Raw genomic sequence first — 17878 nt, 5'->3', positions numbered from 1 at the left:
TTAACATAAGAACTTTGATAATAAAAAATATAATCAGAAATGTTTTGTTTGAGGGTATTATACTCTCATGAAGTCAGCGTGAACAAGCTTAACTTTATATGGATGTCTTTGTAGTGCTTTGATGATTACTTTTTCTTCTTGACCATCAATCTCTAAAGTGATTTCACTTGAGAAGAATGCTTTGTCTTCTGTAGAATGTAAAACTTTATCGTGATCTAATACTATAGATACTGCTTCCTTGTCACCACCATATATAACAGCTGGGATTTTACCAGCTCTTCTTAGACGGCGGCTCGCACCAGATCCTAAATCTTCTCTTTTAACTGCTTTCAAACTAAAATTTGCCATTGTTAAATTTCCTTTGTTTTTATTTAAACTGAATTTATTAATCTATGCGACCCTAGATTAACCGTGCTATTATAGTCAGCTATAACTATAAATTCAAGGTATTAATCAACTAAACCATCTATTCTAAAGATATCACTCACAGATTCTTCGCCATTAGTCTTCTCTACAATTTGTGCAAGTAAAGGAGCTAAGGTAATAACTTTAATTTTATTACAAGCTTCAGCATGTGGTTTTAGAGGAATAGAGTCTGTAACTATAAGCTCTTCAATAGCTGAATTTTCTATATTTTTGATAGCATCACCAGATAATAGAGGATGTACACAAAACGCAGAAACTTTAGCAGCTCCACCCTTTTCAACTAGAGCTTTTGCTGCTTGACACATTGTCCCACCAGTATCCATGATATCATCAACTAATATACAATGCTTACCTTCAACATCACCGATTATATTCATAACTTCTGCTACATTTGGTCTAGGTCTTCTTTTGTCTACAACGGCAATCTCAACACCCAAATTCTTGGCTACAGATCTAGCTCTCACTACTCCACCCATATCCGGAGAAACAATTTTTATATTCTCATATTTTTCAGGATTTTTACGCACATGCTCTAAAAATATCTTTGTTGCAAATGCATTATCAAATGGAATGTCGAAGAAACCCTGAATCTGTTCAGCATGAATATCTACTGATAAAATTCTATCTAAACCAACCGCCTGAAGGAGATTTGCAACAACTTTTGCAGATATTGGCACCCTTGCTGATTTTGATCGTCTATCTTGTCTAGCATATCCAAAATATGGTAGAACTGCAGTTACTCTTTCAGCTGATGATCTTTTTAAAGCATCAATTAGAAGTATCAACTCCATCAAGTTATCAGATGGTGGACATGTAGACTGAATGACAAAAACATCCTTACCACGAACATTTTCATTCAATACAACATGTATCTCACCATCTTTAAACCTACCAACAGTAGCATTACCAAGAGTTGCTCCTAATTCCTTTGCTACTTCACAAGCAAGCTTTTTAGAAGCATTACCACTAAAAATCATCAAATCTTCAGACATACCTATACAACCTTTTAAAATTCACACACCTTACGCTCATCAATTTTAATGTTTTTTAGAAACTTTAAAAGCCTAAAAACAAGTTTTTATCTATTATTTTAGTATTTGCTGTATATTACCCTGTCTTTTGAATTAAGATTTTGTCTTTGTTATACTACCTGTACCTTTTAAAATCAAATAGTTCCTAAATCTATATTAATTTTATGAAATTCAAAATTTTTGATAATACCTTTCAAGCTGGAGAAATGGCAACTTTGGCAATGCCATTACCAAGCCAATACTCATGTGCACCAATGTATTTACCTATTAAAATTCTCAACGGTGTAAAAGAAGGTCCATGTATTCTAATTTTTGGCATGGTTAGTGGTGATGAGTTTAATGGTATTGAAATCATCAACTCTATACTAGAAAAAACAAACCCAAAAGATTTAAATGGAACAATAATTGCTATTCCTGTATTAAATGTTTTTGGTCTAGTACATGCCATAAAACATAGTCAAACGCTCGAACAGGCTTTCCCTGGTGATGAATCTGGTTCATACATGCATCGCTATGCATATAGAATAACTCAAGAGATAATCAAAAAAACTGATTATTCCGTACAAATTAAAACAGGCGCATTAAATCATGAAATACTACCTCAAGTGTATTTTAATGCTGAAGATGAAGAATCTATCAAAATGGCTAGAGCCTTTCAAGCTCCTGTTATTACTGCTGTAAATATGAGTCGCTCAAGCATACGTAAGATTCACCAAGATTTAGATATACCATTCATCTGCTATGAAGCAGGTGAAGCTAATAAATTTGATGAAGAGGCTATAAATGTTGGTGTAGCAGGTATTCAAAATGTAATGCGCAAAATTGATATATTAAAAGATCAAGATTTTGTTCAACAGGTTAAACCTCTTGTCTCAGAAGACACTGAATGGACAATATCAGATAAACCAGGAATTTTAAGAACAGAAATTGAGCTTGGTACAAGGGTCAAAGAAGGTGAAAAAATAGGTAAACTAATAGATCCATTCGGCAACGATGATAGTGTTAATCTAAGATCTCCGATTGATGGAATCATCTTAGGTATTAACAACTACCCTATGATTAAAGAAGGTGACTTAGTATTCAAAGTATCATCTTTTCAAGATGATGAAAAAGCAGAAGCAAAAATAGAAAATTGGGAAGAAATAACAAAAGAAAATTTTAGTGATGAATAATCGATTATCTTTTTTGGCAATCACTATATGGCTGACTTGTGCTGTATTTTTTATGTACGAGTTTTTATTAAGAACTATTTTAGGTACATTCGAGCATCAGATAATATCTGACCTTGATTTAAGTATACTAACTTTTAGTATTCTTAGCTCTACCGCTTATCAGCTTACATATGGAATCATGCAAATTCCTGTAGGTATTATTACTGATAAACTTGGACTAAAAAAAGCCCTAACTTTAGCAATATTAGTCTGTGCCTTAGGAGTTGGGTTATTTGGTGTATCAAATAGCTTTGGTGCAGCTCTAGTATATAGAGTTATGATAGGTTTCGGTGCCTCTTTTGGCTTTTTATGTTTATTAATTGCTGTATATGACTGGCTACCACACAAACATATTGGTTTATTTATCGGTCTTTCACAGTTTATTGGTGTTCTCGGGCCAATGCTTGCGGCAGGTCCTCTAGAGTCTTTGTCGCAAGCTGGTGGTATAGACTGGCGCTATGTATTTATTATATTAGCAATAATAGGTGTTGTTCTAGCTGGAATAACTATAGTTATAGTAAAAAACAATGATCAATCTGGTGAATCAGGCAAAAATAGATTTATTATTCTAAATACCCCAACATCAGTAATGAAAGAGATTCAAAGTATATTTTCCAACAAACAAATTTGGTTAATTGCAGTTTTCTCAGCTACTACTTACTTAGCAATAGAATACCTTTCTGAAAATGCTACTAAAAGCTTTTTATCCTTAAATGGCTTTGATGCTAAATTTAGTTCTTATTTGATTACCTTAGCATGGCTAGGTTATGGCATTGGCTGTCCTACTCTGGGTGCAATATCTGATCGTATAAAAAGAAGAAAGCCCGTTATGATTTTTGCTATCTGCTTAACTTTTGTTTCGTTAGCTACAATTATTTTCTTTCCAATAAATCAAGCAATATTATATTTATCATTTATCTGCTTAGGCTTAGGAGCTAGTGGACAAAGTATTGGATTTGCCATTATCGCTGAGCAATCTAGTTCTGGATGTAGAGCAGCAGCACTAGGGGTTAATAACTTTCTTATTATGCTATCAGTCGGAGTTGGTTCACCGATTATTAGTGAGGTTTTTGATTTATTTTCTAATCAAGGCAAAAATCCATCTATAACAAGCTATCAAACTAGTTTAAGTTTATTGTTGGTGTTTACTGCCTTAGGTGTATTAATAAGTATATTTTTTATCAAAGAAACATTCTGTAGATCTAAAAAAGAAGTGATTTTTGTAGATGTGAAATAAAGTATTTTTTTAAAACTTACTTAACTTATCTAAACTAATCTCCCGCATTCTATATTTTTCTATAACTAATGAGAATATTATTAAAGTGCTTATAAATAAAGGTACTATTAGATATAAAAAAGCTCTATCAAAAACATTCATATCTATTAGACCAGTTAATGGGCCTCCATTTAGATATACACTAATATAACTGATTAAATATTGAAATATCGCACCACATAGTCCTATAACCATATTAACAATAGCCAATGCAGTAGCTTTAATTTGTGCCGGAAATATCTCTTCTACTACTGAAAATGCCAGAAGCATACTCGAAACCGAAAATCCTATTATAAAAAATATAATATATAAGTAACTAACTGTAATAGAACTTGCAAATATAATTACAGATGAAAATGCTAATAAAGTAATTAAATTACAGATTAGCATCCATATTCTCTTTTCACCAAATAGACTAGCAATAAAACCATGCGACGGTCCACCAACTGCTATACCTACGAACATCATTACACTTATTTGTGCTGCTGTGTGCTGTGATAGATTATAAGCTTGCTCTAAAAATAAAACATCATAAAGCTCTGAAAATGAATTAACAACAATACCAACCATTAATCCTGCATAAATTGCTAATAACCACAGCTTCTTATTTAGAAGCAATTTTAAGCTTTGACCAAAGCTCAAATATTTAAAATTACTAGTAGGATTCTTAATATCTATTGATGATTTTAAGAATACAATAATTATTATGCTCCAAAAAATACCAAAATAGCCTATTAAGGCTAAAGCTGATTGCCAACCATGAAGGATCACTAAATGATTTAATAATACTTGACCAAATATTCCTCCAAGTACTCCTATAGTATTAGTTAGTCCTACAGCGATAGGAAATACTCTCTCGGGTAAAACATCAGCAGCTACTTTTAGAGTTCCTATAAAAGCTACCGCTGAACCTATGGCAATTAAAACTCTCCCTATTAGCATAGTATCTAAACTTGGATCATATACAAATAGTAAAATCCCCAAACTCATAACTAGACACGATACTGATAGCATTATCCTTGAGCCAAATCTATCTAACATGATACCCGCTGGAACCTGGGATATTGCATAAATAGGAAAATATATACTCATTACATAAGCTATATCTTCTATTCCTACTCCCATACCAGTAGATATTGGTTTGATCAAAACACTTGGTGCAGTATGTTGAAAATAGTCTAAACCATAGAAGATCGCAGCAACTATCCAAATACCCCACCCTATTAATAGACTATATTTCTGAGTCCTCATCAGTCAATACATATTATTAGCTAACCATATTTATAGGATATAGAAAAAAACCTTTTTTTACGATCAAATATCATTAAGTTTAAGTCTAATTACTTTGATTTTATAAATAGTAATACTATAAATATTCAAATGTGGTCTATTTCTATATATTTTGCAGCCAAAATAATTATGGATTTTAGGTTTATTTTAAATTCAAAATTTTTAAAATAAGCCATATACTTTATTTATAAATTTAATATCTTTGGGATATCTCTATGACAACATATAACGAACTAATATTTAATAGCGTTTCTACTCTTGTTATCTCAGTAATTATTGTTATTATAGCCATCTTGTCATTTCACATACTGAAAAAAAGAAAAACAACTGTAAAACAGGTTAATAAGTTAAAATCTCGAATAATATATATCAGCATAATAATTTTCTTTTTAATAATAATAAAAATATGGCTTGGTGGAATTACTAACTTATTTACAATGTTGAGCTTAGTAGCTGCCGGTTTAATAATCGTAAATAAAGAAACTGTAATGAATCTTGTTGGCTGGATCATCATCAATTGGAGAAGCTTATTTTCTGAAGGGGACTATATCCAGATTCAAGGACAACATGGTTATATTACAGAAGTAAAGTTATTTTATTTTAGAATGTATGAAACAACTGAGCATGGCGATAAAAAAACAACTGGGAAGCTTCTGAAATTTCCAAACTCAATAGTTATTACAAGTATTATTTCGACATTTACTAGTGATGAAAATATTATGTTGCATAAGATTCCTTTTCTAATAAATACCGAACAAAATGTGCTAAAAATAAGAGATAATTTAGACTCTAAAATTAAAAAAATAATTGCAAATAAATACTCATTCGATGAAGACTTCTCAAAAAGTAGTATTATTACTAAGAATAAACTCAAGCAATGTGGAATATATAATTTTGCCCCAAATGTTGAGATAAAAACTGTATCAGACAAAGAAAATATCGTAAATTTAAAGGCTTATTTTTATTGTTATATAGATGATAAAAAAGAAATAGAACAGCAATACATTCATGAGCTAATCAAAGAAGTTAAAGCTAAGCCTTCTTCTTAATAAACTTTTTGATATATAAATTAATAGTACTAATCCATAATGGACTAAACAATAATGACAATGATATCAATGTTATACAATATTGGTACATAGTATCTGATAGAATTCCTGAAACATATCCCATAGAAATCAATACAAAACTGAATTCTCCAATTTGAGATAACATTGCGCCACCTATCAATGCTTCATCAGTTCTTTGACGTAATGCCTTAAAAATAAGTGCATTTATTGTTGTATTTAAGACATAGGTCAGTAGTAATAGTGAGATGAATAAAGATATATGATTCCAAAATAGATTAAGATCAATCAACATACCTATAGAAATAAAAAATAGCGCCATAAAAATTGTTTTGACAGTAGAAAGACTGTGGCCAACCCATTCTGTTTCTTCGACAGTAGATACAATCATCCCTCCAATAAAGGCTCCTAATGCTGAAGATAGCTCTAAAGACTCAGTTAACCCAGCCATACCAAAACAGATTACTAAAGCGGCAAAAACTCTCATTTCCTCATCTTTGCCTAATACAGATATAAATGGTATTTTTATATTTTTCTTTACGGCCATAATTGCAGCAATTGATATAACTAAAATACCTCCTACAACTTGTATCAATATTTGACTAACGGATGGCTCTTCACCACCAATAATTCTTATGATAATAAGCATTGGAACTACTGCTAAATCTTGAATCAAAAGCACACCAAGTACATTTTGACCTAAACGTGTCTTCATACTGCCATTATCATTTAATAATTTAAGTACAACCGCTGTACTACTTAGACTAATCACAGCACCAAATAGCAATATCTTAGCTAGACTCCAGTCCAGAACATAACCAATAATAGATACAATAAAGCTAGTTACTAGCATCTGTAGCATTGTACCTATAGTAGGAACCTTCCAGTTTTCAGCAAACTTTCTAGGTGATACTTCCATGCCTGCAAAAAATAATAACAGTATTACACCAATTTCTCCTAACCTAGCTAAATTCTCCTGGTCTTGAATTAGTTTTAGTCCATAAGGGCCTAACAAAATACCAGTTAAAAGATAAGCAACCACATATGGCTGTTTTAGTTTTTTGAGAACAATAGTGACAATTAATACACCTAGCATCACTACGACAAAAAGAGGGAAAAGAGGCTCGCTATGCATACTCAAAAATTCTATGATATCTTATGATAATGATACTTTATAAACCCAATAAATTACACAACAATAATTAATTTTTTCTAAATTAGTTATTTAAAATAACTAGCTATCTGGCTCTATATTCTTGTATTACAACTCTAAGCTTTCTAAATAATATTTTTTTGAAAAAACTACTTTACAAACTCATTACTATGAAATAAAATACACGAAATAAAATACATATATTAAACTTCATGTTTAAGGGAGGAGAAAAATATGACTAAACAGGATATAGATAATGCACTAGCTAAATGGAAGGATGGGCTTCTGAAGATTTCTAGAACTTATAGAGAGGGAGGAGACTATAAGAATCTAGCTCACAATTTTATCAAAAACATGTATGCCTATGATAATAGTAAAGTTCTTTTCAAGCCTACTCTTGCTTCTAAGCAAATGTTTAGAGGTGACTTAGATGGTGCAGTATCTTATTTTGTGGCTGGCAATGATAAATACCCTGAAGATAATGGTTTTGCTATTGGCCCATGGGCTGACTTAGAGTTTGAAAATACTGGTTATATCATTGAAGGTAATATCGGTATTGTTATGGGTAATAAACACCTAACTCAAACTGACGGTACGAAAGTAATAGCTAACTATACTATGGGATTTAAACCAAATGATAATGGTGAAATGCAAATCGTGCTTCATCATTCATCTTTGCCATATTCTCCAGTATAATTAACTAATAAATAATACAAAATATAGATAATGGCTACTAAAAAACTACAAAGTTGGACTTTTCTAACTAATCATTCACACGTGTTATGTCTCATTAATAGTAACCCAAACATAACTATTAGAGATATGGCTATCAAGGTTGGGATCACTGAAAGAGCGGTCCTAAATATACTCAGTGACCTGACCGAGACAGCCTATTTAACAGTAAAAAAAGTAGGTAGAAATAACCATTACAGTATTAATAAAGACAAAAATCTTCGTCATCCTATCGAAAATCATTGTACTATTGATGATTTTCTGAAGCCTTTATCGAAAAAAATTTCTTAATAATTATTTAACGTCACTTATCCTACTTGGAAAATATCTTTGCAAAATGTAGTGCAAAATTCCCATTAGAGCATGAGCATAAATATATATCTCAACAGGATCAACAAGTGTTTTATGAACGGCTTTTACACTATCTATATATGCTGACTGATAGTTCCAAGCCGTGAACCAAGAAAATCCTGTAACCCATGCTAGAGTTAAAGCCAATAAACCTAAACCTTGGACTATAGCAGCAATACTACCACTACGAGCATTAGGTAATTTAAACTTTCTCAACTCTAACATATCTTCTCTTAGTGCTGAAAAATCACCATACAGATATGGAAAATAGTATCTCAAACTTCTTTTATCTAATGACATAATTAGTAATAGCACGCTCAACACTGCTAACCCTAGCCCACAAAGCATATGGGTATATGCCCATGCGTTCAGTCCATATTTAGTATGCACAAAATTACTATTTATAATCTGAAATAAAACAGCCATACCTACTACAATATGTAGAATACGATAATTTTTGTCTTGTGACTGTCCTAAATATTCCCAAAACGACTTTATAAAAGAATATGTTTTGTTGCAAAAATTCATATTTTACTCATTATCTCCCATAGCATTTTCAACTAGATTATTCTCAAGCTCTTTTTTAGGTTTTATATTTGATATTACTTTTAGCTTTTCAACTTGACCAATTAAATTTCCACGGCCTGTTTTTAGCTTACTAAAAGCATTTTCGTAAGACTTATTAGCATCAGCAATAGATTTACCAACTTTTTCTAGATCTTCTACAAAACCGACAAACTTTTTATATAACTCTTCTGCCCTACTATAGATATCTGTAATACTCTGAGCTTGCTTTTCATAGCGCCAAGTATTCTCAACTGCTCGTAATGCTACTAGTAAAGTTGTAGGACTAACTAAGATTATCTTTTGCTTAAATGCTTCATCATAAAGATTAATATCATTATCCAAAGCCACTAATAAAGCGCCTTCCACAGGTATAAACATAAATATAAAATCTAATGAATTTATACCTTTTAAATTTTCATAATTTTTATTTGCAAGACCTTTTATATGATCGCGAATAGATTTTATATGAGCTTTTAAATGAGTTTGTTTTTGTTCTTCATCTGCCGCCATATAATCATTGTACGCAAATAACGAAGTCTTAGCATCTATAATGATATCTCTACTATCAGGTAGTTTAACAACCACATCAGGACGATATGCTTTACCTTCATCATCCGTAGTATGCTTTTCACGAAAGTACTCAAATCCTTCTCTTAGACCAGATTTCTCAAGGACATTCTCAAGCACCATCTCACCCCAGATACCTTGCTGCTTGGTACTACTTCTAAGAGCATTTGTGAGATTATGAGCCTCAGCAGTCATTTTTTGGTTTAACTCTTTAAGAGTTTTTAACTCATTTTGCAGAGCCCCTCTAGCAGTAGATTCTTTATCATAAACATCTTCTACTTTCTGCTTAAAATCTTTAAGCTGCTCGCGCACAGGATTTAAAACACTATTTAAGCTTTCTTGATTGTGCTCACTAAGTTTTTTTGAATTATCCTCAAAGATTTTATTAGCTAGATTTTCAAATTCAGTTTTTAACTTAGCCTCACTATTTTGTAATAACTCTAACTTATCTTTCATAGCAGCATTTTGTTCTTTAAGCTGAGTTTCAAGCATTGATACTTGAGACCTATAGTTTTTTATCTCTTCGATATAGCTATAAGATTTTTCTCTCTCTTCTTTAAGCTCCTGCTTAAGCTCATCTATGCGTAGAGTATTATCTTGTTTTAACTCTAAATTCTTTTGCTTCTCTTGATCTAAAAGTGTATCAAAAGTTAATTCTTTACTACGCAAAGATAATAATTCTTGCTGTACTGAGTTTTTATAATCTTCAAATTGAGTCCGAATATGCTTTGTTTCTATAGATCTTTTATTAAGTATAAAAAATAGCCCTATGCCACAAACGACTAATAGCACTATCAATGCTATAGCTAATATCATTTTAAATTCCTTAGATTATTTATTTTTTGATCTTATAGACCCTTGTAGAGCCTTGCGAATTGCTTCAGCAGCTGTTGTTGATTCTCCAATAGTACCACGAATCATTTTCTCTGCATCTTTTTGTTTATAACCAAGAGCTAAAAGTGCATCTACTGACTCACTAAAAATTGAGTTTGAAATAGCTGCCGGAGTTTGAGTGTGCTGAACACTATTAGCATTTACAGATGCTGAAGTACTAGATGATTGGCTATAAATCTCATTTGCCATTTTTAATAATTTATCATAGATCTCAACAACCAAACGCTCAGCTGTTTTTTTCCCAATACCTGGTACAGTAGCTAACAACCCATAATCTTTATTCTCGATACAATGCAAAAGTGTTGTAGAATCCATACCTGATAATATTGCAATAGCTGTCCTAGCACCTATTCCACTTACTTTGATTAATTCTTGAAAGACTTTTTTATCAACCTTTGTTTTAAAACCATATAACTGTTGAGCATCTTCACGAACTACAAAATGTGTATAAAGACTAATTTGACTATTAATTTCACCTAATGAGTAAAACGTAGTCATTGGAACAAAAACTTCATATCCTAAGCCATTTACATCTATAAGCAAAGCTGTAGGATCTTTTTCAATCAAAGTACCTTTAATAAAACTAATCATCATCTATACCTTAGCACTTTTGAATTGTAGTTAGTTTCAAGCTAACCATAAGTGCAACTAAGAATGCAATCGGTAAAATCATAAGTGCAACAGAAATATCTAAGTTGAAACTATTAACCAAAATTCCAACAATAATAGGAACAACAAAACCTGAAAGCATAACAACAGTATTGTTTATACCAAAAAATATAGACTTTGGTTTTTCTGCTCTATAGTTAGCAATTACTGTAAATGATAATGTTTGACCAGCAGCGGCACAACCTATCAAAAATAGTACTATCATACTCATTGTATGGCTCAAATCCATGAATAGTAACGCACAAACACAAACAAAGCCTAATAGGGACACGACAAACAACATATTAACTTTATTTTTAAATTTATCATATAAGAATCCAAAAAATGGACTACCAATACCTAAGCCTAACCATAGAAAAGCTACAGAGTATGATGCTTGTGTTGCCGTAAAGCCCTTAGTCTCTAACAAACTCACTCCCCATATAGCCCCTAAAGTAGGTATAGAACAATAGATAAAGAAAGCATAAAAATATATCGTAATTAGATTCTTATTTAAAAGGTTGCCTTTAATTTCACTATTTACTTCTTGCTTACTCAAAGTCTCTGCAGCTTTAGCACCCTCTTTAACAAATATTAATATTAAAACCGCTAAAAAGATTCCTACAATAGCAGATATTAATATTACTAATCTCCAGCTATCTAAATAGCTAACAAAAAACAATAATGGTCCACCAGCTAAGATTGGACCAAGAGTCCCTAATATCTGTGTTGATCCAGATAAAATGCCCATATACCTTACAGGGAACCACTGAGTTGAGATTATTAGCAATCCCAAGAAACCAAACGCAGCACCAATTCCCATCAAACATCTAGCAAAAATCGCGACATATATACTTGACGTTAAAGAAAATAACAAAGCTCCCAAAGCACAAGCAATAGTTGCAAAAAATAGTGATTTTTTTATACCGTATTTATCAAATATAAAGCCTACTGGGACTTGCAACGCTGAATAACAAAGATAAAAAGCACCCCCAAATAGTGAGAAGCTAAACGCAGTTGCCTGAAAGCTATCGACAATCTCTTGATGTAATGAATTTGGTAATACTCTTAAGAAAAATTCATAAAAGAAAAATGTTGCACCAATAAGCCAAACTGTACAAGCTTGAAGATAATATCTAGTTCCCATAATTTGATAAGCGTAATTTTTATGTTAAAACTATTATAGATTTGCATTTAGCTTTAGACAAACAGTTTTACTAGATTTATCTAATTCTTTTTTGAGATACTCGACTTGCTCCAACAATTCTAGCTAAAGACTTACTACTATGATAATGACATATTGCTATAGCTAAAGCATCCGCAGCATCTTCAGGTGGTTTTTTGCTTAAACCTAGTATTGATTGTACCATATGTTGAACTTGAGACTTAGCAGCACCACCGGTTCCTACTACAGCTTGCTTGATTTGTTTGGCTGAATACTCTGATACTTCAAGGTTATTAATAGCAAGGGTACACATCGCTACTCCTCGAGCTTGTCCAAGCTTAAGTGCCGCGCCAGGATTCTGGAACATAAAGATCTGCTCTATAGCTGATTCAGTAGGAGCATAAGTACTTACAACTTCTGTAATGCCATCAGCAATTTGTTTAAGTCTTCTAGCGGTACCCGTTTCTGTAATCCTGATACAGCCACTTGCTACATAGTACAACTTATTATCATGAATCTTTATGATCCCAAAACCTGTTATTCTAGAACCCGGATCTATTCCTAAGATTACCATTTATAGACTTTCTAACCTTAAATAAACTTATAAAAATTTTATTATAGATAATTCCCAATAGATAGAAGCTTTTTAGATATTACAAATAACATTTGTAACAACAAGTCTCAACTTGTCATTACATAAAAAAATATGAAAAAACTATCCTAACTGCTCCATTAACTCTTGAGTAAAGTTAACATTAGAATATACATTCTGTACATCATCAAGATCTTCTAATCTATCAATCAAATTCATAACCTTCTCGGCAATTTCGATATCAAGCTCGGCTTTTGTTTCTGCATCAAAAGTTACTTCAGCATTATCAGAGTTAAATCCTTTTGCGATCAATGCCTCTTGCACATCCGAAAAATCATGAGGTGTTGTGAAGACATCTATGCTACCATCTTCATGAGTAATAATATCTTCTGCACCAGCTTCAAGAGCTACTTCCATAAGAGCATCCTCATCAACACCTGAAGCAAATGAAATAATACCTTTTTTAGTAAACATATAAGCAACCGAACCATCAGTACCTAAGTTACCACCACTTTTTGTAAAGGCATGACGAACTTCTCCTACAGTACGATTACGATTATCAGTCATACAATCTACTATTATAGCAACTCCACCCGGTCCATAACCTTCATAGCGCACTTCTTCAACATTAGCACTATCATCACCACCTGCACCTTTAAGGATAGCTCTCTCAACAGTATCTTTACTCATGTTATTAGCAAAAGCCGTTGCTATGGCTGCTCTCAAGCGTGGGTTTGCATCCTTATCTCCACCCCCTAACCTTGCAGCAACAGTTATTTCTCTAATAAGCTTTGTGAAGATTTTTCCTCTTTTAGCATCTTCTTTTGCTTTTTTATGCTTAATATTAGCCCATTTACTATGACCTGCCATTTTTACACCTACTTTATTTATATATAACTAACTACTTTTTCTACTAATTTATCAATACCTTGAGATACTTCTAAAATATTTTTAGCACACATATATGCTGGAGTTGACACAACTTTTACAGATTCATCAACGCATATATCTGTCGCATCCATAAGAATAGCTTCTGCACCCTTTTTCTCTAGGATAGCAGATGTATTCTCATCTGTACCAATAGTTGCTTTTGTACCCTCTGGATATACTAAGGGAATCATCAATGGTGCAATACATATATATCCAGCAGGTTTATCTGCCAAATAAAAAGCTCGCGCAAAAGTCAACACATCTTGATTCATTTGATAACTTTCGTCACCAACAAATGCAAAATCCATAATATTTTTGGCTGCACCAAAACCGCCCGGAAAAATGATTGCATCATACTCATCACTATCTGCATCTGCTATGTCAATAACATTACCTCTAGTGATACGTGCAGATTCTTCTAAAATATTTCGAGGAGATGCTTTGCTATCAACACTTTGATGAAGATGATTAATAACATGTTTTTGATTTTTATTAAGCGCAACCCCTTGCCATTCTACACCTTGTTTTTCTAATGCTAGTATTGTTAAAACAGTCTCTTGTATCTCTGAGCCATCTAGATAACCACATCCAGATAATACTACAGCTATTTTTGCCATTTTAAATTCACCTTTATGTTTTATTATTTTATAAGTCTAGATTATTTCTTTTGAAAACTCTGTCTGCTCTATAGCTTGATCTAACCATAGGACCTGATGCTACTTCTAAAAATCCTTTTTCAAGTCCAACTCTACGATATTCTTCAAATTGCTGTGGCGTAACAAATCTTTCTACACTCAAATGATGTTTAGTAGGCTGCATATATTGACCAAGAGTTATTATATCCACACCCACACTACGCGCATCATCCATAGTCTTATATATTTCTTCATCAGTCTCGCCAAGACCTACCATAATACTAGTTTTAGTCAGGATATTAGGAGATTTTTGTTTAACATATCTCAAAAACTCCAAAGTCTGCCAGTATCCAGCTCTTGGATCTCGCACAGGATGAGTCAAACGCTCTACAGTCTCTATATTCTGAGCTATTACATCAACTTTTGTATTAATAATTTTATCAACATTTTCTTTAACCCCAGCAAAATCAGGAGTCAATGCCTCAACCTTTATGTTCTCATCAAGATTTTTGATAGCAGTAATTGTAGCTGCATAGTGTCCTGCACCACCATCAACTAAATCATCACGATCTACAGATGTTAATACGACATATTCAAGATTCATAAGTTTAACACTTTCAGCTGTATTTTGAGGCTCTTCTTTATCTAGCCATCCTTTTGGATTACCTGTATCTACTGAACAAAACTTGCAAGCTCTAGTACACACAGCACCCATCAACATAATTGTAGCTGTTCCATGAGACCAACACTCATTGATATTTGGACACTTTGCTTCTTCACAAACCGTCGATAATCTATGTTTTTTAGTTATTGACTTAACTTTTAAATACTCTTTTGAATCTTGTTTTTTTACTTTTAACCATTCTGGTTTGCGTATGTGTACTGAGTTTTCTTTTTTGTTCCTAATACCATCTTTAACGGCATGAAAACCATGGTCTGTAGTGTACTTTGTACCACTCTCAATTTTTACTTTTATATTAGATATCTCTTTCATACAATTATTGGAGCATTCGCTTGATCTATAATTTTCACTACATTATAAAAGATAAACTCCTATTTATAAATATTTACTTTCAGATTATCTATTTTATAGAAATTATTACTCACAATCATATATAAAAAAATCGACTTATATATAATTTGCAGATGATTTCAAAAACATTTAAACTGTAATAGAACGATAAAAAAATAAGGAAAATACTATGCTATCACAAAAATTACTTGACGCTTTAAATGACCAATTTAATTATGAGTTAGAATCAGCTAATCTTTATCTTGCTATGGCTGGTTACACATCTGACCTTGGTTTAGGTGGCTTCACTAATTGGTTTATGGCTCAGTATGAAGAAGAGCTTTTCCATGCAAAAAAGATCATGAAATTTATCTATGATAAAAATGGTCGCATTGAGGTTAAATCTGTTGCTGCACCACAAAATAATTTTAATTCGTTACTTGAAGCTTTTGAAACTACTCTTGAGCATGAACAAGAAGTTACGACTAGATTTTATAATCTAATGGATATAGCACTAGAAGAAAGAGAACATGCTACTAAGAGTTTTCTACAATGGTTTATAGATGAACAAGTTGAAGAGGAAGCTACTGTTGGTGATATGATTAATAAGATCAAAATTGTTAAAGATAGTGGTTTATATCTGCTAGATCAAGAAGCTGCTAAAAGAAACTTTAATGCTCCTAATTTAGGTTAATACTTATACAAATTCTATATTATTTCTTCTCATAAATCTTATCAAAAAATATGCAAGTATAAGCACAAATACTCCTACAAACATAACACTCACACTTGTATCAAAAAAATAATTTTGATACAAACTAGCACTATCTACGGCACTAACACCATCTTTTGGAAGAGCTACTACTTGGTTTAATAATCCTGTAATAGAATTTGCCATAGATGAAGATATATACCATGCACCCATTGCAAAACCTATTGTTTTACTATCACAGTATATACCTATCATACTCAGTCCAATTGCACTTACAAACAACTCTGATATCGAGATTAATACATAGGATAAGGTAATATAATTACCACTAATTACACCATCATTTGCTACAGAGAATCCATAATACATTATAAACAACCCCATAGCAGCCAACAAAACTCCAACAGCAAACTGGTAAGGTATATAAAATCTTGGTAAAAGTGGATATATTCTTATAAGTAACATACCACCAAATATTATCAAAATTGGATTAACCATCTGATAGCTTGCAGGATTTACACTAAACCCAAACATCAAAAGATCTGAGTTATTCTTTGCAGCCATGACAAGAGTTGACTCCATTTGATTATAGATAACAAAAAATACTACTGCTACAACTATTAATATCAGACCAACTATTTGCTTAATACGCACATCATCTCTTAAGAAAAATATTGTCCTAAATAAAAATAGTAATAAACAGAACATGCTGATGCCTGCCACAACGACATTTGCATAATCTGGATAGTGATAACAAATTACTGTAAAAACATATACTATAGCCAGATATCCTAAAACAACTTTTTTAGCCACATTTGTCATTGGCTTTTTATCAATTTCGTCAACGACATTGTCATAGATTTTATATCTATAAGAAAAGTTTGCTATCGCTATTAACTTACCAACAAAAACCACACTTAATACCGCTAAAGCACCAAATTGGTATCCAATTAATGAAGGAGCTACTAAATAAGCTAGTAAACTACCCAAGTTAATAGATATATAAAACATTGTCATGCCACTTTTTGCATGCACAGGATCTTTGCTATAAATTTTTGATACCATAGCTGATGCTGTTCCTAACTGCAAAGAGCCACATACAGGAACCAAAGCAAATGCAAAAATAAAAAACTCATTACTGAAATGCACCATAAAGCCACTTAAAAATACTGCTAAGTATGCAAAAGCAAGTAACAAACTACCCCAAAATATAGATCTTCTCAAACCAAGATATCTATCTGCAATATATCCACCAAACATAATGATTGCATAATTCATCGCCTTATAAATACCCTGAAATGAATAAGCATGACTTTCTGAGAAACCAATACCATAATCTAGTACTGATTTTGTTAGGTATAAAATTAAAATAGCATTAAAACTATAGGTAGCAAATTGCCCCCAGAATGTAATTGCCGCAATTGTAAAGCTCTGTTTTGTTTTTAGATCTTTAAACATAGGTATTCCAAAAGAAAATAAGTTTTATACTAATGTCTTTTATAAAAAATAAAAATAAAAATTTGGCATTTTTTTATTTCCTATTATTTCCTGACATAATCTCTGACTAGCTAAACAAGTTTACCTCTTCCTAAGAGATGCTATAATATCTAAAACTTTTA

19 protein-coding genes are annotated in these 17878 nt (G+C 32.1%); 6 read left to right on the top strand and 13 right to left on the bottom strand.

Going from position 1 to position 17878, the window contains the following annotated elements; genetic code table 11:
* Positions 1–57: 57 nt before the first annotated feature.
* Positions 58–348 (bottom strand): 50S ribosomal protein L25, encoded by a 291-nt coding sequence (rplY, locus tag FTPG_RS06300; protein ID WP_004287593.1) that lies wholly within the window; start codon positions 346–348, stop codon positions 58–60.
* 101 nt (positions 349–449) lie between these two features.
* The gene (locus FTPG_RS06295; RefSeq protein WP_004287592.1) at positions 450–1418 is read right to left on the bottom strand and encodes a ribose-phosphate pyrophosphokinase; all 969 of its coding nucleotides are present in this window, start codon (positions 1416–1418) and stop codon (positions 450–452) included.
* A 203-nt stretch (positions 1419–1621) separates the two neighbouring features.
* Here FTPG_RS06295 and FTPG_RS06290 point away from each other — a divergent pair, with 203 nt between their 5' ends.
* Both FTPG_RS06290 and FTPG_RS06285 read left to right on the top strand, forming a co-directional pair.
* Positions 1622–2629 carry a succinylglutamate desuccinylase/aspartoacylase family protein gene (locus tag FTPG_RS06290; protein ID WP_004287591.1) on the top strand — a complete coding sequence of 336 codons (1008 nt, stop codon included), beginning with the start codon at positions 1622–1624 and terminating at the stop codon, positions 2627–2629.
* The gene (locus tag FTPG_RS06285; protein WP_004287590.1) at positions 2622–3905 is read left to right on the top strand and encodes an MFS transporter; all 1284 of its coding nucleotides are present in this window, start codon (positions 2622–2624) and stop codon (positions 3903–3905) included. The genes FTPG_RS06290 and FTPG_RS06285 overlap by 8 nt, the downstream gene beginning before the upstream one ends.
* Before the next feature lie 9 nt (positions 3906–3914).
* Here FTPG_RS06285 and FTPG_RS06280 read toward each other — a convergent pair whose 3' ends face one another.
* A complete protein-coding gene (locus FTPG_RS06280) occupies positions 3915–5195 on the bottom strand; it encodes an MFS transporter (protein ID WP_035722543.1) in 1281 nt (426 codons plus the stop codon).
* A gap of 254 nt (positions 5196–5449) precedes the next feature.
* Between FTPG_RS06280 and FTPG_RS06275 the strand changes: the two genes are divergently transcribed.
* Positions 5450–6283, top strand: coding sequence for a mechanosensitive ion channel domain-containing protein (locus FTPG_RS06275; protein ID WP_004287588.1), 834 nt, complete (start codon positions 5450–5452; stop codon positions 6281–6283).
* On the opposite strand, the gene FTPG_RS06270 is transcribed toward FTPG_RS06275, so the two are convergent.
* Positions 6267–7436, bottom strand: a complete 1170-nt coding sequence (locus tag FTPG_RS06270) for a cation:proton antiporter (RefSeq protein WP_035722541.1) — start codon at positions 7434–7436, stop codon at positions 6267–6269. The genes FTPG_RS06275 and FTPG_RS06270 overlap by 17 nt on opposite strands.
* Before the next feature lie 252 nt (positions 7437–7688).
* Here FTPG_RS06270 and FTPG_RS06265 point away from each other — a divergent pair, with 252 nt between their 5' ends.
* Together FTPG_RS06265 and FTPG_RS06260 are read left to right on the top strand one after the other, a co-directional pair.
* A complete protein-coding gene (locus FTPG_RS06265) occupies positions 7689–8150 on the top strand; it encodes a hypothetical protein (protein WP_004287586.1) in 462 nt (153 codons plus the stop codon).
* Between the two features lie 30 nt (positions 8151–8180).
* Entirely contained in the window at positions 8181–8477 is a 297-nt protein-coding gene (locus tag FTPG_RS06260; protein ID WP_004287585.1) for a helix-turn-helix transcriptional regulator, read from the top strand.
* Positions 8478–8480: 3 nt separating this feature from the next.
* On the opposite strand, the gene FTPG_RS06255 is transcribed toward FTPG_RS06260, so the two are convergent.
* The 8 genes from FTPG_RS06255 to lipA form a co-directional block, all read right to left on the bottom strand.
* Positions 8481–9065: a cytochrome b/b6 domain-containing protein gene (locus FTPG_RS06255; protein WP_004287584.1), complete on the bottom strand. Its 585-nt coding sequence runs from the start codon at positions 9063–9065 to the stop codon at positions 8481–8483.
* A gap of 3 nt (positions 9066–9068) precedes the next feature.
* Positions 9069–10487: a DNA recombination protein RmuC gene (locus FTPG_RS06250; RefSeq protein ID WP_004287583.1), complete on the bottom strand. Its 1419-nt coding sequence runs from the start codon at positions 10485–10487 to the stop codon at positions 9069–9071.
* A 15-nt stretch (positions 10488–10502) separates the two neighbouring features.
* On the bottom strand, positions 10503–11156 hold the full coding sequence (gene ruvA, locus FTPG_RS06245) for a Holliday junction branch migration protein RuvA (protein WP_004287582.1): 654 nt from the start codon (positions 11154–11156) through the stop codon (positions 10503–10505).
* Between the two features lie 10 nt (positions 11157–11166).
* Positions 11167–12360 (bottom strand): MFS transporter, encoded by a 1194-nt coding sequence (locus FTPG_RS06240; protein ID WP_004287581.1) that lies wholly within the window; start codon positions 12358–12360, stop codon positions 11167–11169.
* A gap of 76 nt (positions 12361–12436) precedes the next feature.
* Positions 12437–12952 carry a crossover junction endodeoxyribonuclease RuvC gene (gene ruvC / locus FTPG_RS06235; protein WP_004287580.1) on the bottom strand — a complete coding sequence of 172 codons (516 nt, stop codon included), beginning with the start codon at positions 12950–12952 and terminating at the stop codon, positions 12437–12439.
* 141 nt (positions 12953–13093) lie between these two features.
* On the bottom strand, positions 13094–13840 hold the full coding sequence (locus FTPG_RS06230) for a YebC/PmpR family DNA-binding transcriptional regulator (protein ID WP_004287579.1): 747 nt from the start codon (positions 13838–13840) through the stop codon (positions 13094–13096).
* 17 nt (positions 13841–13857) lie between these two features.
* A complete protein-coding gene (elbB, locus tag FTPG_RS06225; protein WP_004287578.1) occupies positions 13858–14517 on the bottom strand; it encodes an isoprenoid biosynthesis glyoxalase ElbB in 660 nt (219 codons plus the stop codon).
* Positions 14518–14545: 28 nt separating this feature from the next.
* Positions 14546–15529 carry a lipoyl synthase gene (gene lipA / locus FTPG_RS06220; RefSeq protein WP_004287577.1) on the bottom strand — a complete coding sequence of 328 codons (984 nt, stop codon included), beginning with the start codon at positions 15527–15529 and terminating at the stop codon, positions 14546–14548.
* Between the two features lie 208 nt (positions 15530–15737).
* Between lipA and FTPG_RS06215 the strand changes: the two genes are divergently transcribed.
* Positions 15738–16241 carry a ferritin gene (locus FTPG_RS06215; RefSeq protein WP_004287576.1) on the top strand — a complete coding sequence of 168 codons (504 nt, stop codon included), beginning with the start codon at positions 15738–15740 and terminating at the stop codon, positions 16239–16241.
* A 3-nt stretch (positions 16242–16244) separates the two neighbouring features.
* Here FTPG_RS06215 and FTPG_RS06210 read toward each other — a convergent pair whose 3' ends face one another.
* A complete protein-coding gene (locus tag FTPG_RS06210) occupies positions 16245–17717 on the bottom strand; it encodes a peptide MFS transporter (RefSeq protein ID WP_004287575.1) in 1473 nt (490 codons plus the stop codon).
* Between the last annotated feature and the right edge of the window lie 161 nt (positions 17718–17878).

This window comes from Francisella philomiragia subsp. philomiragia ATCC 25015 (assembly GCF_000156715.1).
GTDB classification, from domain to species: domain Bacteria; phylum Pseudomonadota; class Gammaproteobacteria; order Francisellales; family Francisellaceae; genus Francisella; species Francisella philomiragia.
The sequence above is the reverse complement of the archived record's forward strand: the minus strand, read 5'-3'. Positions and strand labels throughout refer to the sequence as shown.